This window comes from Nitrobacter sp. TKz-YC02, from assembly GCF_049852135.1.
Taxonomy (GTDB): Bacteria; Pseudomonadota; Alphaproteobacteria; order Rhizobiales; family Xanthobacteraceae; genus Nitrobacter; species Nitrobacter vulgaris.
The window spans coordinates 3,740,138-3,761,110 of the sequence record NZ_CP180728.1 but is presented as its reverse complement, the minus strand read 5'-3'; the positions used below and the strand labels follow the sequence as shown (position 1 = coordinate 3,761,110).

Annotated in this window: 16 protein-coding genes; 7 read left to right on the top strand and 9 right to left on the bottom strand. The window is 61.1% G+C overall.

What is annotated here, in order from left to right; genetic code table 11:
* Nucleotides 1–228: 228 nt before the first annotated feature.
* The 3 genes from ACM561_RS18065 to ACM561_RS18055 form a co-directional block, all read right to left on the bottom strand.
* A complete protein-coding gene (locus ACM561_RS18065; RefSeq protein WP_425906920.1) occupies nucleotides 229–3,471 on the bottom strand; it encodes an AAA family ATPase in 3,243 nt (1,080 codons plus the stop codon).
* Nucleotides 3,472–3,912: 441 nt separating this feature from the next.
* Complete coding sequence (locus ACM561_RS18060) at nucleotides 3,913–4,200, bottom strand: hypothetical protein (protein ID WP_079445861.1); 288 nt, start codon at nucleotides 4,198–4,200, stop codon at nucleotides 3,913–3,915.
* Nucleotides 4,201–4,414: 214 nt separating this feature from the next.
* Nucleotides 4,415–5,044, bottom strand: coding sequence for a DUF2478 domain-containing protein (locus tag ACM561_RS18055; protein WP_425906918.1), 630 nt, complete (start codon nucleotides 5,042–5,044; stop codon nucleotides 4,415–4,417).
* A 338-nt stretch (nucleotides 5,045–5,382) separates the two neighbouring features.
* Between ACM561_RS18055 and ACM561_RS18050 the strand changes: the two genes are divergently transcribed.
* Entirely contained in the window at nucleotides 5,383–6,375 is a 993-nt protein-coding gene (locus tag ACM561_RS18050) for an NAD(P)H-dependent flavin oxidoreductase (RefSeq protein WP_425906916.1), read from the top strand.
* Between the two features lie 41 nt (nucleotides 6,376–6,416).
* Here the strand turns inward: ACM561_RS18050 and ACM561_RS18045 are convergent, their stop codons facing one another.
* The 5 genes from ACM561_RS18045 to ACM561_RS18025 form a co-directional block, all read right to left on the bottom strand.
* Nucleotides 6,417–7,733 carry a DUF3422 family protein gene (locus ACM561_RS18045; protein ID WP_425906915.1) on the bottom strand — a complete coding sequence of 439 codons (1,317 nt, stop codon included), beginning with the start codon at nucleotides 7,731–7,733 and terminating at the stop codon, nucleotides 6,417–6,419.
* A 138-nt stretch (nucleotides 7,734–7,871) separates the two neighbouring features.
* On the bottom strand, nucleotides 7,872–8,084 hold the full coding sequence (locus ACM561_RS18040; protein WP_425906913.1) for a SlyX family protein: 213 nt from the start codon (nucleotides 8,082–8,084) through the stop codon (nucleotides 7,872–7,874).
* The gene (locus tag ACM561_RS18035) at nucleotides 8,077–8,844 is read right to left on the bottom strand and encodes a rhodanese-related sulfurtransferase (protein WP_425906911.1); all 768 of its coding nucleotides are present in this window, start codon (nucleotides 8,842–8,844) and stop codon (nucleotides 8,077–8,079) included. The genes ACM561_RS18040 and ACM561_RS18035 overlap by 8 nt, the downstream gene beginning before the upstream one ends.
* Nucleotides 8,845–9,107: 263 nt before the next feature.
* Entirely contained in the window at nucleotides 9,108–9,323 is a 216-nt protein-coding gene (locus ACM561_RS18030; RefSeq protein WP_425906910.1) for a CsbD family protein, read from the bottom strand.
* A 196-nt stretch (nucleotides 9,324–9,519) separates the two neighbouring features.
* Entirely contained in the window at nucleotides 9,520–11,616 is a 2,097-nt protein-coding gene (locus ACM561_RS18025) for a methyl-accepting chemotaxis protein (protein ID WP_425906908.1), read from the bottom strand.
* 412 nt (nucleotides 11,617–12,028) lie between these two features.
* Between ACM561_RS18025 and ACM561_RS18020 the strand changes: the two genes are divergently transcribed.
* The 6 genes from ACM561_RS18020 to glpD all read left to right on the top strand — a co-directional run bounded on the left by ACM561_RS18020 (nucleotide 12,029) and on the right by glpD (nucleotide 20,392).
* Nucleotides 12,029–14,293 carry an acyl-CoA dehydrogenase gene (locus ACM561_RS18020; RefSeq protein ID WP_425906907.1) on the top strand — a complete coding sequence of 755 codons (2,265 nt, stop codon included), beginning with the start codon at nucleotides 12,029–12,031 and terminating at the stop codon, nucleotides 14,291–14,293.
* Entirely contained in the window at nucleotides 14,293–15,576 is a 1,284-nt protein-coding gene (locus ACM561_RS18015) for an acetyl-CoA C-acetyltransferase (RefSeq protein WP_425906905.1), read from the top strand. The genes ACM561_RS18020 and ACM561_RS18015 overlap by 1 nt, the downstream gene beginning before the upstream one ends.
* A 7-nt stretch (nucleotides 15,577–15,583) precedes the next feature.
* The gene (locus ACM561_RS18010; protein ID WP_425906904.1) at nucleotides 15,584–17,674 is read left to right on the top strand and encodes a 3-hydroxyacyl-CoA dehydrogenase NAD-binding domain-containing protein; all 2,091 of its coding nucleotides are present in this window, start codon (nucleotides 15,584–15,586) and stop codon (nucleotides 17,672–17,674) included.
* Between the two features lie 43 nt (nucleotides 17,675–17,717).
* Nucleotides 17,718–18,152: an acyl-CoA thioesterase gene (locus ACM561_RS18005; RefSeq protein ID WP_425906902.1), complete on the top strand. Its 435-nt coding sequence runs from the start codon at nucleotides 17,718–17,720 to the stop codon at nucleotides 18,150–18,152.
* 277 nt (nucleotides 18,153–18,429) lie between these two features.
* On the top strand, nucleotides 18,430–18,666 hold the full coding sequence (locus tag ACM561_RS18000; RefSeq protein WP_425906900.1) for a hypothetical protein: 237 nt from the start codon (nucleotides 18,430–18,432) through the stop codon (nucleotides 18,664–18,666).
* Nucleotides 18,667–18,853: 187 nt separating this feature from the next.
* The gene (glpD, locus tag ACM561_RS17995) at nucleotides 18,854–20,392 is read left to right on the top strand and encodes a glycerol-3-phosphate dehydrogenase (protein ID WP_425906898.1); all 1,539 of its coding nucleotides are present in this window, start codon (nucleotides 18,854–18,856) and stop codon (nucleotides 20,390–20,392) included.
* 15 nt (nucleotides 20,393–20,407) lie between these two features.
* Here glpD and ACM561_RS17990 read toward each other — a convergent pair whose 3' ends face one another.
* A complete protein-coding gene (locus tag ACM561_RS17990; RefSeq protein ID WP_425906896.1) occupies nucleotides 20,408–20,911 on the bottom strand; it encodes a DUF1993 domain-containing protein in 504 nt (167 codons plus the stop codon).
* Nucleotides 20,912–20,973: the final 62 nt, after the last annotated feature.

Sequence of the window (20,973 nt, the reverse complement as noted above, 5' to 3'; positions counted from 1 at the left end):
CGATCACCGCCCGTTCAGGCAGCGCCGTTATCACTCAAATGCATATCAGATATCTGTATATCGTGCAACGGCGAGGCCGGGGTAGCCGCGCGCGAATCGAACGCGACGCGCGCGGGCAGAATCCCACGCGCGGGCAGAACCATTGTGCGCTTTTAACGAGGCGCAAGCGATCGCCAGCGCGGCTGCAAAGCGCCGTGCTGATCTTCGTTTATCGGGAAGAGAGACCGACTATTCGGTCATGGTCGCAATCTGTTCGGTGAACCAGTCCAGATCTTTTTTCCAGCCGGCATTGTCGGGTGCGCGCATGACAACCCGTTCCATGGCAGCTTGTCCCTGCCGCAGCGCAGCCAGCGCGTTATTGTGATTGTTGGACCGGCGATACATCTCCGCCAAGTGCCCCTGGCTCACGGCAACACCGCGCTGCAGATCGACGTTGCCGGGATCGGCAAGCGACAGCCGCTCCATAATCGCAAGCCCTTCAAGAAAGGATTTCTCGGCCTCGTCCACATTGCCCTGCGCTTCCAGCACTTCGCCGATACGATCGTAAGATACCGTCAGATCGCGCAGCCAACCGACGTTATCAGGACTGCGCTGCGCCAGCCGTTTCCTGATTTCAAGCCCTTCGCGGAAGGCTTTCAGCGCTTCCTCTACTTCGCTCTGTGCTTCCAACACGTCGCCGATACAATCGTGTGACACCGACAAACTGCGTTGCCAGCTGACGTTATCGGGATCGTTGCGCGCCAGCCGCTCTCTGATCGCGAGTCCCGCGCGATAGGATTTCAACGCCTCGGGCAGGTTGCCTTGCGCCATCTGCACGTCGCCAACTTTTTCATGGCATACAGACAGATCGCGTTGCCAGCCGGCGTTGCCCGGGTCGATCCGCGCTAGTCGTTCGGCAATCGCGAACTGATCCTCGAAGGCCTTCAGCGCATCGGCCATGTTGTCCTGAGCCATCAACACGTCGCCGATGCGATCGTAGGACACCGCCAGACCGCGCTGCCAGTCAACATTGTCGGGGTCGGCGTTTGCCAAACGCTGCCTGATGGTCATCCCTTCATGGAAGGCTTTCAACGCGTCGGGCAGACTGCTCTGCGCCACGTGCACGTCGCCGATCTTGGCGTGCGACACTGACAGGTCACGCTGCCAGCCGACATTCTCGGGCTCGGTACGTGCCATCTGCTGCGCGATCTCAAGCCCTGTGCGGAAGGATTTCAACGCGTCGAACAGCTTGCCCTGCGCTACCAGCACATCCCCGATACGATCATGAGAGATTGACAGACTGCGCTGCCAGCTCGTGTTATCGGGATGGGCCTTTGCGACCCGCTCCTTGATCGTGAGCCCGTTGCGGAAAAATTCGAGAGACTCCGGCAGCTTGCCCTGCGCCATCAGCACGTCGCCGACGCGGTCGTAGGCGAGCGTCCGATCGCGTTGCCATTTGTTGTCGTCGGTGTCGGCGCCGCGCGCCAGCCGCTCAGTGATCTCGAGCTGGTTTTGGAACGCTCCCAGCGCCTCCGGAAGATTGCCTTGCGCCATCAGCGCTTCACCGATCTTCTCGTGACACAGCGACAGCTCGCTCTGCAGATCGGTGTCGCTGGGGGCGCCGTTCGCCAGCCGTTCGACAATGGCGAGCTGCTTGCGGATCGATTCCAGCGCCTCGTCCAGTTTGCCTTGCACCGCAAGCAGGTCGCCGACCTTCTCGTGCGAGACTGATAAATCGTGTTGCAGCCCGGCATTGTCGGGAGTCTTGCTCGTCAGCCGCTCTCGGATCGCAAGTCCCTCACGGAACGACTTGAGCGCTTCAGGCAGCTTGCCCTGCGCCACCAGCACGTCGCCGGCACGATCATGCGCAACCGACAGATTGCGCTGCCAGCCGGCATTGTCGGGTTCGGCGCGGAGTAGTTGCTGAAACGTTTGTTCGATCGCATTCAGAACGATCAGGCGAACATCGGAAGGAAGGTGCCGACCCGCCACATCGTCAAAACTGACGAGCAAACGCTCGGCCGCGCTTGCGCGGACAGAATTATCGGGGTTCTCAAGCAGACGGCATATCTCTCGGGCCGCGCTCGCCGAAGTGCCGGCAGCCGGCGAGATGATCGCATCAGCGAGCGCTTGTGTGGCGCCTCGCAGCTCCTTTTCGCCAAGCGCTGGATCGCCATAGTACCGGGCAGCACGGACGTCGTTCTTGCTTGCCAAAAGATGGATCATGGTTTCAGACACCCGCAGCGGGTCGCCGGGTGCAAGCGTCAGAAGATGATCTGCGATCAGCAGGTGCAGTTCGGGATTCGAGACGCGTAGCGCGGCAAGGCGCGAACGGGCGGCAGCCCGCGCCTGAGCGTGGTTGAAATCCAGTTGCGCAAGATCGCCATGCTGGTGAATCTGGCCGCGGAACAGGTTGCGCAGCGCAGCAAAGCGCTTCTGGTCCCAGGCTTCGCCGCTGACCTGAGGCAACAATTGACGAAAATCACTCTCTCGCCATCCAGTCCGGCCTGCCGAAAGGAGACCGATAAACGCCGCCGCGATCGCCGGACCCAACAGCTCGGCCGCGCTATCGAATGTTGCGCGATAGAGGAGCAGGATGTCCGTAGGCATGGCGCCGACCGCATCCAGCATCGCATTCTGCCGACGCTCCTCCGGAGTGCCAGTATATTCGCGCTGCATGTCGGCAAAGTCACTGGTAGCGAGCAGTTCGAGTTCCTCGAGGGCCAGCACCAGCCACAACGGACTGCCCCAAGCCGGCCCGCCCGCATGCTTTTTCGCGAGCAGCGCGTCAATCACAGGTGAGGCCAGTTTGCGTTGGTTGCGCTTGCATGCCGCGTCGATGATCGCCTCGGGCGACTCCAGTGGCGGTAGAGTCAACGCTTCCACGCCTGAACGTTCGGCCAGCGCCTTGGAGGCGCCTCCGGCAAGGCCGGTTGCGACCAGGCGCGCATTGATCGGCCAAAGCCGTGGCAACCAGGTGGTAAACTTCCCGCGCGAGGTCTTCTTGAACTGATCGATCGCGTCGATCAGGATAATCACGCGCCGTTGCGAAGCCATCCGCGCGAGCAGGGAGGCGAAAGCCCGCTCGACAATCTCCGGGTCGATATTGGCGGCGAGGTCAACATCGCCGGCGCCGAGGGCGCTGCCGAGTTCGGCAATCCAGCGGCGCAGCATGGCATCGATCGATGAAGCCCGCGGGGCCGCCTCCGCAGCATGTGCGAGAACGAAGGCATCGGTTTCCTTCATGCGGCGGAGAAGCTCGCCGAACAGTGCGCTCTTGCCCGAGCCCGGATCGCCGGTGATGCAGATCCCCCATGGCGCGCCTTCCCTCGTGGGGGAAAGCTCCTTGGCAGGGGAGAGACAGAGGTCGGTGACGCGCGCAAGGACCGACTGCCTGCCGACGAAGTCGCGTGCGCGATCGTTGGCAAAGCTTTGGAGCACGTTGCGCTCCGCCTGCATCTCCTCGATCGTGCTGCTAACGGATACCGACATCGTGGAAACCTCACTGAACAACTAGTTTATATTTATAACATCGTCGTGGAGTCGGACAAATCCGACCTGGCCGCGACATCCGCCAAAAAGACGATCGTCGAATTCGCGCCGAAGCGCCGTACCGCCGGCGCGAAGATCTTGACTGGCGCCTCGTGAAAAGCTCTCGGCATGGTCCGCATTCGAACGATCGCTGGGAGCATGCGTCGTACAAAGTCGGTGTCCGCCGGCAGGTGTTCAAGTCCGGACCGGCGGCGCTCCAGCGTCTGTACGGGCTTGAAACCATGGCGTCAACGTGCCCGGCCAGGCTGGAATTCAGAACGGCGAGGGAAAGGAGATACGCCCGCTGCGGTTCGGGCGGGGCGCGACCTCCGACCAACGGCCATTCTCTTGGCTAATAAGTCGCCCCGTTACCGGGATGGAGGTTGGAACCGGCCGCAGATGCTAGATCTCCCGTCCCCTTGCGATCGCCGCGTCGAGTAGCTTCTCCGCGTTTTCGACGGCCTGCCTGAAGATCTCCGCCTCGTCTTCCAACGACATTCCAGTGATTGTGGAGTTCTTCAGGTCGCGGAGGCAGTTGTCTCGGAGTGTCATGAGAGACGTATCATCGAGGAGGTGCCCACTGAGGACATATCGGATCAGTTGGGCGGTAAAATTCTCGAACACAAGCGTGATCATACCCGCCTGGGCTGCACTGCGAGTTGCATTCTGGAGGATCTGTTTATCATCCATTGCGTCGTTTCATCTGTTTGCGTCAGAGAATTTAGAGGTTGCTGTTTGTCTGGTGCCGTTTGGAGCCTTTGGAGTCGTTCTGGGCGCGGGCCGGTGGTGGCATGGCGCCGTCCGCTCTCTAACAAAGGTGCGCCAGACTCGAGACTAGCCTTTTCCAGTTCATCCAGCCAGCAGCCTTTCTTTCTTTGCCGATCCATTGCAATCGGGCTTTTGACTAGGCTCCCACCGACGGAAGTCCCGGCTCGCATCGATCGTGAGCCCGGCGTTCAATCGCGTTCCGGCACCAGGCCGTTATTGTCTCGATCTCAGGTTTCAGACGCGTGGCTGAATCTCCGGCGAAAGCCAGAAAGTCACCGAGGTTTTGCGTGGAAACACCGATGAGAAGCGGGATATCGGCAATCAGGGCCTCGGCAATGACCGCTCGCAGCCCCCGGCCGTGCGCTTCTTCCCTGCCAAACTTGTTGATGACCACCAAATCGACGTGTTCGAGCACTGCGCGCTCGATCCAGGCGTCGATGCGCGCGAAGGCGTCCTGATCAAGCCGGCAGCCCCTTGCTTCGTTACCGCGGTCCAGCGAGATCTTGACCTCGTCACCGCACAACAGATCCTTGACATACATGTCGCATCGACGCCGGCCTTCCCGGTGCGGGTTTGACTGGACGACGCCACCGAGCTTGTAACTGGAAGCGATCAGAGCGGCAGCGCATTGAGCTATCAGAGCATCCCTGACGAGACCGTCATCGTAAGCCACCACCCCGATCGGCCTCAGGCCGGGGTCCGTATGCTCGGCAGAAATTTGGGGAGCAGGGCGCCGCTCCATCGTTCCCTCTTCTGCATCAGCCATGTCTTGAATTCTTGTTTTGATTGATCGCTGTTCGGTTCTTTTTGCGTTGCTCATTTCCCGGCCCCGCGCTTTTTCCGGCGCGGAGAAAGTCGCTGGTGCTGTTTCAGAGCGGCGTCACGATCAGCAATACGCTGCCTCATTACGACAGGCAGGCCACGGAATGGTCTATGAGGGCAAGTGAAACCGACGCAAAGCGGCCTGTCAAGTGATCCCATATGAAGGGTCTAAGGGTCTGCCTGCCCTTGCGTAGTCAGCAGCGCGGAACGCGCTTGTCGGATTGATGACAGAATGGGACCTTGCCGGAGCGTCTGCCACCGCAAGCGAACCGGGAGCTATGTGTGAAAACGGCCATTACAAAACTATTCGGCATCCAGCATCCGATCATCCAGGGCGGTATGCATTATGTCGGCTTCGCCGAGCTTGCCTCCGCGGTCTCGAATGCGGGCGGTCTCGGCATCATCACCGGATTGACCCAAAAGACGCCGGACCTGCTGGCGAAGGAAATCGCGCGTTGCCGTGGCATGACCGACAAGCCGTTCGGTGTGAATCTGACGTTTCTCCCCGCGTTCACCGCGCCGCCATACCCTGAATATATCCAGGCGATCGTGGAAGGCGGCGTCAGGATCGTCGAGACGGCGGGCCGCAATCCGGAGCAGTACATGGCCGCGCTCAAGGCTGCCGGCATCAAGGTGATCCACAAATGCACCTCGGTGAGACACGCGCTGAAAGCGGAACAGATCGGTTGCGATGCGGTCAGCGTCGACGGCTTCGAGTGCGGCGGTCACCCCGGCGAGGACGACATCCCCAATATGATTCTGCTGCCGCGCGCAGCCGACGAACTCAAGATTCCGTTCGTGGCGTCGGGCGGCATGGCAGATGCGCGCAGCTTGGTCGCCGCGTTGGCGCTCGGTGCCGACGGCATGAACATGGGCACGCGCTTCATAGCGACGAAAGAGGCGCCGGTGCATGGCAACGTGAAGAAGGCGCTGGTCGCGGCCTCCGAGCGCGATACCCGGCTGATCATGCGCGCGCTGCGCAACACTGAGCGTGTATTGAATAACCGCAAGGTCGAGAGGCTTATGGAGATCGAGCGGGAGAAAGGCGAGAGTCTCAAGATCGGCGACATTATCGAGGAAGTCGCCGGCATCTATCCCAAGGTAATGGTCGAAGGCGACTTGGATGCCGGCGCCTGGAGCTGCGGCATGACGGCTGGTTTGATCGACGACGTGCCGAGCTGCAAGGAGCTGATCGATCGCATCATGGGCGGTGCAGAGCGCATCATCCGCCAGCGGCTGACAGGTTTGCTCGACGGCAAAATGGCTATGGCTTAGCGAATTCGAGAATCGGCTGTGGCCTTGGCGCTTTCGAAAACTTAGCTGTCGTGACCAATGTGCTTGTGGCGAATGCGGCGCACGATCGACCAGATCGTTAACGCCGCTACCGGAATGAAGCCCGCCGTCAGATAGCCCGGCTCGATCGCGACCGTTCCGGACTCATGGAGCGCCTTGGCGACGTAGCCGAACAGGCTGACCACATAATAGGTGATGGCCGCAACCGACAGCCCCTCAACGGTGGTCTGCAGCCGCAGTTGCATCCGGGTACGGGCGTTCATCGATTTTAGCAGTTCCTGATTCTGCTGTTCGAGTTCGACATCGACCCGCGTGCGCAGCAGGTTTGCCGCACGCGACAGCTTGAACGACAGGGTCTCCTGACGCGCCTCGGTGGTCACGCAGGTTCGCATCGCCGGCGCCATTCGCCGCGCCAGAAACGACGTCCATGTCGGCAGACCGGACACCTTTCGCTCGCCGATGGTCGTCAGCCGCTGCTGAACGATCTCGTAATAGGCGCGGCTGGCGCCGAAACGAAACACGCTCGCCGCTGCGCCGGCCTCCACTTCCGCGGCCAGCGCCGTCAGTTCGTCGAGCAAGTGGCGGTTGTCCGCGAGATTGCCGTTATTGCGCATCTTGTCGGTCACTTCGGCTAGACGCTGCTCGACCTCGCTGATCGAAGGTGCGAGCCGCTGCGCCTCGGGCAGGCCGAGCAAAGCGAGCGTGCGATAGGTTTCGATCTCGATCACGCGTTGCGCCAGCGCGCCGGCGCGATCGGGATTGAGCTTGCGGTCGACCACCAGGATTTTCACGAATCCGGACGGGTCGGGCTGAAAGTCCGTGGCGTAAATCGCTGCGCCATCGTTGTTTTCGGCAAGCGCCAGACTGGTTCGCTCGAACAGTCGCTCTGGCGGCTGAACAGCGGGCCCGTCGGCGAGCACATGCATGTCGATCGCCACAAGCAACGGCCCCGGCTGCGGCACAAGTTGCATTGGGGCAGCCAGCGCGGCGGCGGGCGGGTGAAACGGAATGCCCTCGGCAGGAGAGTGCAATTCCCAAGTGTAGGTCGTAAATTCGGAATGCTGCTCCCACCGCAGCGTCGTGGTGCCGAAGGCCACGCGATAGTGCCGTTCGGAGGCGGTCGGTACGGGTAGGCCACGCGCCGAGCAGAATTTCGCGAGGTTGGCGAGGTCTGCCTGCGCGCGCTCGCCGGCCGTGTCGAACGCGAAATGCAGAATTCGGGCGGGGACGGTCAGCGCCGTGAAGGGCCGCGCATGGAGCTCGCCGAGAATCGCGGTGCGTAGCGGATGCGGAGCAAGCCGGGCGGACTCTGCGTCCCCAATCGAGACTTCCGCGCTCATGCGATCCTTTCCGGCGTGCGTCGCTTGTACTGTTGACGATGCAACGACCGCGGCAGCGATGCGCGGTGTTGCGCTTCCTGATAAGCCGAGAACGATTGCCGATCAACGGCGATCCGGAGCAAACGGGTCACGCCCGCCTCAATAATGCGGAGGCGGTTCGCTAGCAGGGGCTGGCCGCCCGGCTTCCGCCTCCCGCAAGCGCTCGCCGAGTTCGGCGATCTGTCGCATCAGCGAGTCGATCTGCTTCCACTGCGCAGTGACGACCTGATTCAGGGCCTCGATGGTCTCCTCCTGATGCGTTGCGCGCATTTCCAGCGCATCGATGCGATCCGCGAATGCCTTGTCAATCATCGCACGGCATTCCGTCCATCGGCTGGTCTGGGGATCGGGATTCCTTCAGTCCGTGACTGAGAGCGATTCTATCATCGAATACAAAACATTCGCCTCGCCAGCGGCTTTCGCTTTCAGGAGTGTCCTCGAGGTATTTCAGGATTCCGCCCTTGAGGTGATAGACTTCCCCGAATCCGCGCGACAGCAGGTAGGAGCTTGCTTTCTCACAACGAATCCCGCCTGTGCAATACATTGCGATCCTGTGATGCTTGTGCGGATCGAGTTCTTGCGCGACGAAATCCTTGAATTTTCCGAAACGGGAGAGTTGCGGATCGACCGCGCCTTCAAAGCTGCCCATCGCCACCTCGAAGGCATTGCGGACATCGATCAGAAGTGTGCCAGTCGCGGCGATCAGTTCATTCCAGTCCCTAGGGTCGACGTAGATGCCGACCGCACGGGTCGGATCGGTCGCGGGGTCGCCCAGCGTCACGATCTCTTTCTTGAGCCGGACCTTCAGCCGTGCAAACGGCATCGTCGAGGCATGCGAAAATTTTAGCTCGAGATTATTCAGCCGGCCGGAGAACAGTGTGCCGGTCCGTAATTCTGACACCAGCGCGTCGATTGCGCCCGGCATTCCGGCGATGGTCCCGTTGATGCCCTCGGCAGCGAGCAGGATCGAGCCCTTGACGGATCGCCCGGCGCACAGCGCGCACAGCGGTTCGCGCAACTCGCGAAAATTCGGCAGCGGCGTAAATTGGTACAAAGCGGCGACCTTGAGCATGGGGCGAGTTTAGCAGCCCGCACCGCGTCGCGAAACCCATGCAATAATTCAATAGAGGGTCGATAGCGGATAATGTCCCTTCTGTCCCGCTTCGTCGTGCAGACCGGTCTTCTACCGCCATCTGAAACGGTCGTTGCATACGAGGTTCTGTTGCCGTTCGACCGTCAAGGGATACTTCGCCGCATTGAAAAAGCCGGCCCGCAAAGGGCCGGCCATTCACGTCAGAATGCGACGCACGTCTTAGTTGGATCAGATTGGTCAGATCAGAGTTTCTTGTTGATTGCGGCGGCTGCTTTGTCAGCAGCGTCCTTGGTCGCTTCCTTGGCGTCGCCAAGCGCGTTCTGGCCCTTGCCTTTTAATTCTTGAATTGCGCCTTCACCCTGAAGCTTCTCTGAACCGATCGCTTCGCCGATTCCCTGTTTGGCTTTACCGATGACTTCGTTGGCAGTACCCTTGATCTTGTCGGTAGTGGAACCCATGAGCTTTTCTCCTTCACGTCAGCCTGCACCATAACGTGCAGTGCGTTGAAGGGTTCCTGCGGTCGAAAGGGGACGTGCCGTTCCGTATTTTAAAAAGAAATTCAGAAGAGAGGTTCATGAGCGGATCGGAAGGGCAATCCGCTCATGATTCATGTTCGCGCCAGATGTGGCTATGGATCGAGGAGTTCGTCCCCGACTAAGCAGCTCTGACCGTTGCGAGAAATTTCTCGACCTCCTGCTTGAGACGACCAGTATCCCCGGACAGGGACTTCGCCGCCGCAAGGGCCTGCGTGGAGGCGCTGCCTGTCACCGAAGCTCCGTTGCTGACCTCAATAATGTTGGAGGAAACTTCGGAGGTTCCGGCGGCAGCCTGCTGGACGTTGCGGGATATCTCCTGAGTTGCCGACGCCTGCTCTTCGACTGCCGAAGCGATCGTGGCAGAAATCTCCGCGATCTTGCCGATGACGATCCCGATTTCCTTCACGTTATCGACAGAGTCGTCAGTCGCCGACTGGATGCTTGTAATCTGCTGGCCGATTTCGGCGGTGGCCTTCGCGGTCTGTTCGGCCAACGCCTTGACCTCGGACGCTACGACGGCAAACCCCCGGCCAGCTTCACCTGCGCGAGCGGCCTCGATCGTTGCATTGAGTGCCAGGAGATTGGTCTGGCTGGCAATCGTATTGATAAGTTCAACCACGTCTCCGATCTTCGCGGATGCCTGCGACAGCGAATTGATACGCTGGTCGGCGCTATGAGCTTTCTGCGCCGCATCGTTTGCGATCCTCGAGGCTTCCTGCACCTGCCGGCTGATTTCATTCACGGAGGCCGCCATTTCCTCACTTGCAGAGGCCACAGACTGAACGTTGACCGTTGCCTCCTCGGAAGCCGCTGCCACAGCTGATGACAGCTGATGGGTTTGCTCGGCCGTCTTGGTCAAGGCGGTCGCCGAATCTTCGAGTTGGGTCGCCGCCGAGGATACGGTCTGGATCACTGCGCCGACCGCCGCTTCGAAGCTATCGGCAAGGCGGTGCATGTCCGCTTTGCGCTGCTGCGCAGCAAGTTGATCCTGCTGCATCTTGGCTTCCGCTTCATCGCGCGCCTTCTGCTCGGCCTTGACCTTGAAGGTTTCGACCGCCCGCGCCATGTCGCCCATTTCGTCCTTGCGGTCGAGCCCGGGTAGGACGACGGAGAAATTGCCTTTTGCGAGTTCACCCATCGCTGTCGTCAGCGCCGCCAGCGGCCGCAGGATTCGCGAGAACGCTATCCAGAAGCTGACAAAAGCGAGGGCGATACAGCCCAGAAATATCAAGCCAGCGATGAGCAGTTTGGATGAGCTGTTTGCAGCCTCCTTGGCCGCCTCCTGGTCGGCCGCTTCACCGACCGCATTGGCCAGCCGAAGTATCGAATTGATCGCGGTCGTCGCCTGCGCGACATAGTCGCCGCCGCTGATCTTGTATTCACCCGTCTCGGCTGCCGCGAGTACGGCGTCGCGAGTCTGGCCATAGACTTGGAAGTAGTCCTTCTCGACACCCGAGATCGCATCAGCAACCTTTTTCGGCAAGTCGGCGCGCATACGGGCCGGTGAGATGGTTTCCCACGCCAGCTCAACATTTCCGCGGAAACGAGCGATCGTCCGCAAGCTGGTTGTGGAAATCTTGGCGCGGGAGCCAACCATCCCTCCAAGGAGCGCGCGCTCCCTTCCGGCGTTCTCTGCCATCTGCGCAGTCAGATGACGTAAGCTGACCAATTGCGTCAGGGCCGCTGTGGGCGGGCGGGTCAGCGTTTCCAAAGTGAGCCGCAGCCTGTTGCCGGAGACGTCGATCAGCTTGGTGATGGTCGGCGAGAAGTTCTCCACGACGTCCGGACTCCGTTCCGATCCCCGCTTGGGAAGATTCTCGTCGAGGCGCGTGCGAAATCCGACGAACCCTTGGAAAGCGCTCTCGGCCTCCGAGATTTTCGATTCCGCAGATTTCATCGCCGGATTTCCGCGCAGCAGTTGAGCGGCCTCCGAAAATGCGCGATCGGCGGCTTGCCGTGTTTCGGCGATCTGAGGACGGAGTTCTGCGGGCAGCGCGTCGGGAGACTTCAGCGGCGCGTTCGTAAGTCCGCGCTCCACCGCCCATTGTCCCGCGCTTCGCAACAGCAATTGCGAGATGTGGTTCACTTCGAGGAATGCTTCAGATTGCTGTCGCTGTTCGTAGGCTTGATAGGCCGAGATTCCGGCGGAAAGTGCGCCTATCATGACGAGCGCGGAGACGATCGCGGGCAGTGTAACGCTTATCTTCGCCTTCATTTTCGGATCCTTCCGATGCAGGTGAACTCTTCGCCGATCAACCGTTCTCAGTTGATCGAGGCTGGTGTTTGGTCGCTGTAGTACGGGTTAGGACGTTGTGGTTTGATGCGCGGGTGAGTGGCGAGAAGGCCCCGCGGTACGACACATGAACCGCTCAAATCGGCGGTATCTTCGAACTACAGGATTAAAATTTTACCAATAAACGCGAGTGGATGATGTCTCGCAACCAAACCTTGCGTTCGGTTCAGGCTCTAACCGCTGTTTTCCGTTTGGTTTTCGATTATGAAAAATATGAAATGAAGCCGGCCTTTCCCTATTTTAAAGATATTTTCCTTATAGCGGTAAGATCATTGCCTGTAGTAATCCCGAATCGGACCGACGGCGTCGAGTACCCGAACATGAGGACATTGCGATGAGCTTTCGCCGTGACGTGATCTCCAAGCTGATCTTCTCCTGGGCGCGCCGTGTGCTGCCCTCGGTGTCCGATACCGAGCGCGAGGCGCTGGAAGCCGGGGACGTCTGGTGGGATGCCGACCTGTTCACCGGCGATCCAGAGTGGACGAAACTCCTGGACACCCCGCCGGCAACTTTGACAGCAGAAGAGCAGGCATTCCTCAACGGGCCCGTGGACGAACTGTGCGCCATGCTCGACGAATGGAAGATCAATTGGGAATTGCGAGATCTGCCGCCCGAGGTCTGGAATTTCATCAAGCAGAAAAAATTTCTCGGCATGATCATTCCGACCGAGCATGGCGGACTCGGCTTTTCGCCCTATGCGCATTCGGAAGTCGTGCGCAAGATTTCATCGCGCTCGCTGGTCGCTGCGGTCACGGTGATGGTGCCGAATTCACTCGGCCCCGGCGAATTGCTGATGCGTTTCGGTACCAGGGATCAACAGAGCAAATGGCTGCCGTGTCTGGCTGACGGTCGCGACGTTCCTTGCTTCGGCCTCACCAGCCCGGAAGCCGGCTCCGACGCGGCGGCGATGACCGACAGCGGCATCATCTGCAAGGGCATGTTCGAGGGTCACGAGGTCATTGGGATCAGGCTGAACTGGCACAAGCGGTACATCACACTTGGTCCGGTGGCGACACTTCTTGGCCTCGCCTTCAAAGCCTACGATCCGGATCATCTGGTTGGCTCGCAGGAGGACCTCGGCATCACCGTGGCGCTGATCCCAACCAGCCTGCCTGGAGTTTCGATCGGCCGTCGCCATCTTCCTGCGATGCAGGTGTTTCAGAACGGCCCAACCTGGGGCAAGGATGTCTTCGTTCCTCTCGACTACGTCATCGGCGGAAAGGAGCGTCTGGGTCAGGGCTGGAAGATGCTGATGACCGCGCTGGCTGCCGGGCGCGGCATCTCGTTGCCCTCGTTGTCGGCTGCGGGCGCGGCTTTTTCGGCGCGGACGACCGGCGCTTATGCGCGCATCCGCGAACAATTCGGCATTCCGATCGGCAAGTTCGAGGGTATCGAGGAGCCGTTGGCGCGGATTGCCGCCACAGCCTATCTGATCGATGCGGCGCGGCGGCTGACTTGCGCTGCGCTGAACGAGGGCCACCATCCCGCGGTCATCTCCGGCATCATGAAACTGCACGCCACCGAGCGGCTGCGCACCGTGATCGATGACGCAATGGATATCCATGGCGGCAAGGCGGTCATCGATGGACCTCAAAATTATCTCGGTAACCTCTATCGGGGGGTGCCGGTTTCGATCACCGTGGAAGGTGCCAACATCCTGACGCGCAATCTTATCATCTTCGGGCAGGGTGCGATCCGTGCGCATCCCTATTTGCTGCAGGAGATGAATGCGCTCGGTGACACGAACAAGGCCCGAGGCCTTGATGCTTTTGACAAGACGTTCTGGGTTCACATCGTCCACAGCTTCAAAACTTTATCCCGTGCCTGGGGCCGAAGCTGGAGCGGCGGACTCTTTGCGCCCGCGCCCGATGATGCTGGCGCGGTGACCGGCTTTTACCGCCAACTCTCGCGGTATTCGGCGGCCTTCGCGTTATGCGCCGATATGGCGCTCCTGACGCTCGGCGGCAAGTTGAAGCGGAAGGAGATGCTGTCCGCACGGTTTGGCGACATTCTTTCCGAGCTGTATCTCTTGTCGGCCGTGCTCAAGCGTTGGCACGATGAGGGCCGTCAGGAGGCCGATCTTGCAGCGGTCGAATGGTGCATGGCGACCGGCTTCCGCACCATCGAGCAGCGGTTTGCGGATATCCTGGCGAACCTGCCGAACCGCGTTGTCGCGATCATGCTCAAATTCATGATCCAGCCGCTCGGCGCGCAAGCGCGCGGACCCAGCGATAAGGTCATCCACGCCTGCGCGCAACTGGTGTTGGAGCCTTCCGTCGCGCGCGATCGCCTGACGCAGGGACTGTCGCATGTCGATGATGACGGTGGGCCAGCCCGGCTGGAGAAGGCATTCCTGCTGGTTACCGCCGCCGAAGACGTGTTTAAGCGGATGCGCGCGGCACGCCTGCGCGATGCGGATGCCGCCGTCAGGCAAGGCACCATCACCCAGGTCGAAGCCGAGCAGTACAAGGCGGCGCAAGAGGCGGTGGCCCGGGTCATTGAGGTCGACGACTTTGCGCCGGAGGCATTGTCGCCTCACGAGAAGGCCGCGAACGTGCAAGTCGTGCAGGAGCGGACCGAGACGAGGGCGGTAGGCTGATGGTGCGCCCAGTCTATATCATCGACGGCAGCCGAACTCCGTTCCTGAAAGCGCGCAGCGGTCCGGGGCCGTTCACGCCGGTCGATCTGGCTGTGCAATGCGGCCGGCCGTTGCTGGCGCGCCAGCCGTTCGCGCCTGACGCGTTCGATCAGGTCATCCTCGGCTGTGTCAACGTCATTGCCGATGAAATGAACCCGGCCCGCGTCGCGGCATTGCGGCTCGGCATGGGCGAGGCGATGGTCGCGTTCACGGTGCAGATCAACTGCGGCTCGGGCATGCAGTCGATAGACACCGGCTACCGCTACATCCGCGACGGCGACGCCAATTTGATCCTGACTGGCGGAGCGGAGGCGCTGAGCCATGCACCGCTGGTATGGCCGCAGCAGGGCGTGCGCTGGTTCGCAGGCGTTGCCGCCGCCAAGGGCATCGTTGAGAAAATCAAGGCGATCGCCAAAGCGCGGCCGCCCTATTTCAAGCCGATCATCGGGCTTGAGCGGGGGCTGACCGATCCGATCACCGAACTCAATATGGGCCAGACCGCGGAGGTGGTCGGCCATCTTTTCGGCATCACGCGCGAACAGTCCGATGCCTACGCGGTCGAGAGCCACAAACGCCTTGCTAAGGCGCAGGCCGAAGGCTGGCTGAAAGGTGAGTTGGAAACCACTTTCGCGCGCGACGGCAAATTCTATGATCACGACGACGGCGTGCGCCCCGACTCCTCGTTGGAGTCGCTGGCGAAGTTGAGGCCGGTGTTCGAACGGCCATGGGGCCAGGTCACCGCCGGCAATTCCTCGCAGATCACTGACGGCGCTTGCTGGACGATTCTCGCATCGGAAGACGCCGTCATCAAACACGGTCTCAAGCCGAAGGCGATGATCATCGACAGCCAGTGGTCGGGGCTGGATCCTTCAGTCATGGGACTGGGGCCGGTGCTGTCGGCGACTGAACTGTTGAAGCGCAACAAGCTGTCGCTTTACGACATCGAAACCTGGGAGCTCAATGAAGCATTCGCGACGCAGGTGCTCGGCTGCCTCGCCGCGTGGGAGGACGAGAAGTTCTGCCGCGAAGTGCTCGGACTTGAGGGCGCCGCCGGCACGATCGATCGCGCCAGGCTCAATGTTGATGGCGGCGCGGTCAGCCTCGGCCATCCCGTCGGCACCTCGGGCAACCGCATCGTGCTACACCTCGTCAACGCCATGAAGCGGCTCGGCACGAGGCGCGGGATTGCCACCGAATGCATCGGCGGCGGGCTGGGCGGTGCGATGCTGGTTGAGATGGTGTGAGGGCGTCATGAAATCAAAGGTATTGGACGCTCTCAAGGATCGCGTGCTGGAGCTTGGGCCAACGCCCGATGCAAGCGGTCCCTATCGCAACTTCAAGCTGACCCGCGATAGCGATGGTGTGGCCTGGGTTCTGTTTGACCGCGCCGATTCCAGCGCCAACACGCTGTCGTCGGACGTGATGGAGGAGCTCGGCGCAATCGTCGCCGCGCTGGAAAACCATCCGCCCGCCGGGGTCGTGCTCCGTTCGGCCAAGACGTCCGGCTTCATCGCAGGCGCCGACGTCAACGAATTCCGCGGCGCCGCCGATCCGGGCGCGGTCGAAACGACGCTCAGTCGCGCCGACGGCATTATCGGCCGGCTGGAGGCGCTGAAGATTCCGACCGTCGCCGTGATCCATGGCTTCTGCCTCGGCGGAGGACTCGAGGTGGCATTGGCATGCCGGACACGAATCGCCATCGACAATGCGCGGTTCGGTTTCCCCGAAGTGATGCTCGGCCTGCATCCCGGCCTCGGCGGCACCGTCCGCTTTACCAGGCTTGTCAATCCGATGCAGGCGATGACGTTGATGCTGACCGGCAAGACCATCGATGCGCGGAAAGCGAAATCGCTTGGTCTTGTCGATGCCGTGACCCAGGAACGCCACGTCCGCAACGCTGTAAAGGATGTGATGGCCGGCCGGCTGAAGCGTGGCCGGCCAAGCGTGCTCAATCAGCTGCTTAATCTCGGCCCCGTCCGCGGCTTTCTAGCCAAGCGGATGCGCCAGGAGGCCGCGAAGGCGGCGCCGCAGGAGCATTATCCCGCTCCCTATGCACTGATCGATCTCTGGGAGAGGCATGGCGGCAGCAGGACGGCGATGCTGGCGGCCGAAAAGCGGTCCTTCGCCGAGCTAATGGTGACATCGACGGCGCAGAACCTGATCCGGGTGTTCTTCCTCCGCGAGGAGATGAAGAAGCTCGCGGCCGGCGACAACGTCGTGAAGCATCTGCACGTCATCGGCGCCGGCGCCATGGGCGGCGACATCGCCGCGTGGTGCGCGCATCAGAATATCCGGGTCACGCTCGCGGACATGAAGCCGGAGCCGATCGCCGCCGCGATCAGGCGCGCAGCCGATCTTTACAGCAAGATCGTCCGCAAGCGGACCGGTATCCGCGACACGCTCGACCGTTTGATCCCCGACCTGGTTGGCGAAGGGGTGCGCCACGCCGATCTCATCATCGAGGCGGTTTCCGAAAAGCTCGAACTGAAGCAGAAAGTCTATGCCGCAATCGAGCCGAGAATGAAGCCGGGCGCGATCCTCGCCACCAACACCTCGAGCATTCCGCTGCAGGAGCTGCGCACCACATTGCAGCGTCCTGAGCGCCTGGTGGGCTTGCATTTCTTCAATCCGGTATCGCGGTTGCAACTGGTGGAAGTGGTCAGCCACGAAACCGCCGACCCGCAGGTGCTGAAACAGGCCATGGCATTCGTCGGGGCAATAGACCGGCTGCCGCTGCCCGTGCAGAGCTCGTCAGGGTTCCTGGTCAACCGCGCACTGACGCCGTATATGCTCGAAGCCATGGTCATGCTCGATGAAAAGATCGACAAGACGGTGATCGATGCCGCGGCGGAAAAATTTGGCATGCCAGTGGGACCGATCGAACTCGCCGACCAGGTCGGGCTGGACATCTGCCTCGCCGTTGGCGACGAGTTGCGCGCGAAGTTCGGCGAAGCTCTTCCGCAGCCGCCGGACTGGCTGCGTAAGAAAGTTGCGAAAGGCGAACTCGGCCGCAAGACCGGCCAGGGCTTTTATACCTGGCGCGAAGGTAAGGCTGAGAAGGGCGATGCCGGGAATTCGCAGGTTCGGCCGGAATTGATCGACCGCCTGATGCTGCCGATCTCGAACGTTTGCGTCGCATGCCTGCGCGAAGGCATCGTCGACGATCCCGACCTTGTCGACGGGGCCATGATCTTCGGAACCGGCTACGCTCCGTTCCGCGGCGGTCCGCTGAAGTATGCGCGCACCCGTGGCCCGGAGAATGTCGCCGCCAATTTGCGCGAGCTCGCGGCAAAATACGGCGCTCGTTTCGCGCCGGACCCGGGCTGGGATACGTTCAAGTGAGGCGATGCGTGATGTTGCTTCAGACCAACGAATGACAGACATCATGACCGACCTCACAGCCGTTCACGCCCCGGCGATCAGTGAAACCACGCCGCTCGGCGAACTCTGCACCCGTACGCTGGCAATGCCCGCCGACACCAATCAGAATGGTGACATTTTCGGCGGCTGGCTGCTGAGTCAGATGGACATCGGCGGCGGCGTCTTCGCCTCCAAGCTCGCGAAGTCCCGCACCGTGACGGTTGCAATCGACGCCATGAATTTCCGCAAACCGGTCTTTGTCGGCGATCTCGTCTCCGTGCATGCAACACTCGTCCGCATTGGCAAGACTTCGATCACGGTGCATCTGGAAGCCTGGGTGATGCGCCGCAAGGAGAAGCAGTTCATCCTCGTCACCGACGGCAAATTTACCTACGTCGCGATCGACGATAATGGCCGGCCACGGGAAGTTCCCCAGGCAGGCCGGCCGGCTACGGCCTAGCCGGCACTCCCAGAAAGCCTGTTTGCTGAACCGGAACGGTTTTGCGCCGCGCTAGCCGCCAGTTCGTCGATCCGAAATAGCGTTTTCGAGCGAAGTGGATGCGGTTTGCCTGAAGGAAACGCGTCAGAAGCAAAAATGCTCTCGGTGCCCAACCTCGACCGATTCTAGTTGCGAACGTCAGAACCATGTCCATATCTTGTTGGTGCGACAGGGAACGTTTCCCGCCATTGCCCGTTATTGGCGCGGCCTTTCTGGCCGGACAAGATGCGAGTGGGACATGTCGAAGACCTATATTATCGAAGTCGGTTCTGAATCTGCCGGGATCGTGGTGCGTGATCGCGCCGGGTTCCGGTTCTTTTCGGCCTCCCGGCGGTTCAGCTGCCTCGACGGCAAGCTGTTTCGCAGCGCCCGTGAAGCGGAGCGCGCGGCGAAAAACCGTGCGTTGCCCAAGAAATCCACATGTCCCGAGTTTGTGAAATCGCTGCGGCGCGCTTTGCCGAAACTTCCCTTTTGACGGAGATGCTGGCCGACGCAGGAAACTGCGTTGACGGCTTCGTCCAACATCAGCACCATGGCATGTCCTGCGGGTCCTGGGTGCTGTTGCTGTAACGACTATCGCCCTCCTCGCATCGAGGTGATCGTCGGCCGCACGCCGGTTCGACGATCTCATCTCGCGTTAAGGTGATGGAGGGGGCGCGTCCGTGGGTCAGGTTTTCGACCTCGCTATCATCGGCGGCGGCATCAACGGGTGCGGGATCGCGCGCGACGCGGCTGGGCGGGGCAACTCGGTCTTCCTGTGTGAAATGAACGACCTTGCCAGCGGCACGTCGTCGTGGTCGACCAAGCTGGTGCACGGGGGGCTGCGATATCTGGAGTATTACGAGTTTCATCTGGTTCGCGAGGCGCTGATCGAACGCGAAATTCTCTGGCGGATCGCGCCTCACATCATTCATCCGGTGCGCTTCGTGCTGCCTCATCACGCCGGCCTGAGGCCGGCATGGCTGCTGCGGCTCGGCCTTTTCCTTTACGACCATATCGGCGGCCGGAAGCTGTTGCCGCCGACGCGCTCGGTCGATCTGGCGCGCGACAGTGTCGGCAAGCCGCTGAGCCCCGGCCGCTACCGCAAGGGTTTCGAATATTCTGACTGCGTTGTCGACGATGCCCGTCTTGTTATCCTTACCGCGCGCGATGCGGCCGACCGCGGAGCGGATATCCGGACCCGAACGCGCGCCGTCGAGACCCACCAGTCCGACGGCCTCTGGCGTATCACGGTCGAGGATACGCGAAGCCGCGAACGCAGCACGATCGCCGCGCGGATGCTGGTCAACGCGGGCGGCCCCTGGGTCGAACAGGTGCTGACATTGGGCGCGGGCGTCGACACCCGTGCGAGAGTGCGGCTGGTGCAAGGATCGCATATCGTGGTCAGGAAACTCTACGATCACGACCGGGCTTACATCTTCCAGAACAGTGACGGCCGAATCGTGTTCGCCATTCCCTATCGGGATGACTTCACCCTGATCGGCACCACGGATCGCGACTATGAGGGGGACCCCGCCAAGGTAAAGGCCTCAAGCGAGGAAATTGCTTATCTCTGCGCGTCGGTCAGCGAGTATCTGGCGAAGCCGGTGAAGCCGCAGGATGTGGTCTGGTCCTATGCCGGGGTGCGGCCGCTTTACGATGATGGCGCCAGCGAAGCCAAGGCCGCCACCCGCGAATACGCCTTTGAACTCGATACGCCCGGCGGGGCGCCGCTGCTTTCGGTCTACGGCGGCAAAATCACGACCTATCGCCGGCTGGCCGAAGAGGCGCTGGAAAAGCTGTCGCCATATCTGAAAGGGACAAAAGCGCGCGAGGGCTGGACTGCGAAGGCGGCGCTGCCCGGCGGAGACATGGAGGTGTCTGCAGTCGCGGCGCTGACGGCTAATCTGCTGCGCGACTATCCTTTTCTAACGGAAGGACACGCGAAACGTCTCGCGCTCGCCTATGGCACCCGCGCGGCCAAGATGCTGGGTGTGGCGAAGACGATGACGGATCTCGGCCGGGAATTCGGAGCCACGCTCACTGAACGCGAGGTCTGCTATCTGATTTCCGACGAATGGGCATGCACCGTGGAGGATATCATCTGGCGGCGCTCCAAGCTCGGCTTGCGCATGTCGGCGGCTGACATAGCGGCGCTTGAATCCTGGTTCGCGGAGCGGACGGAGGCCGGCCGCCCGAGGGAAGCGGAAGCACGGCCATAAGTCTCGCCTCAAGCCTTATTTTACGCCCAAGAAATCTCGCTTGCCGAGTTCGACGCCGTTGTGACGCAGGATGTCGTATGCGGTCGTCGCGTGGAAATAGAAATTCGGCAAGGCGAAATGGCTGAGATATTGCTGGCCCTTCAGAGTCATTGTTTTGTCGGGACCTGCCGGGAAGGTGACATCGCGGCTTTCCGCGCCTTCGAATTTTCCGGGCGCTGCGTTCTTGACGTAATCCGTTGCCCGGGCGATCCGCTGCTGCAACTCGTCAAAGGTCTTTTCGGTATCCGGGGTGCTCGGTACCTCTGAACCGGTCAGCCGCGCGCAGGTCTTCACGGCGAAATCGCAGGCGATCTGGATCTGGCGCGTCAGCGGCAGCATGTCTGGATAGAGCCGCGCGGCGAGCAGCGTGTCGGGCGCAATCTTCCGAGCGGTGGCGTAGCCTTCGGCTTTCCTGAGAATGTCGGAGAGGGCGCCGAGCGTTTGCAGGAAGGCTGGCGGGGCGGAATCGTAAAATGACATGGAATGCCTTTGTCTGTTCTGGTGTGCGAACGCGATGGTGAGACAGCAGAATGCGCTGCTGT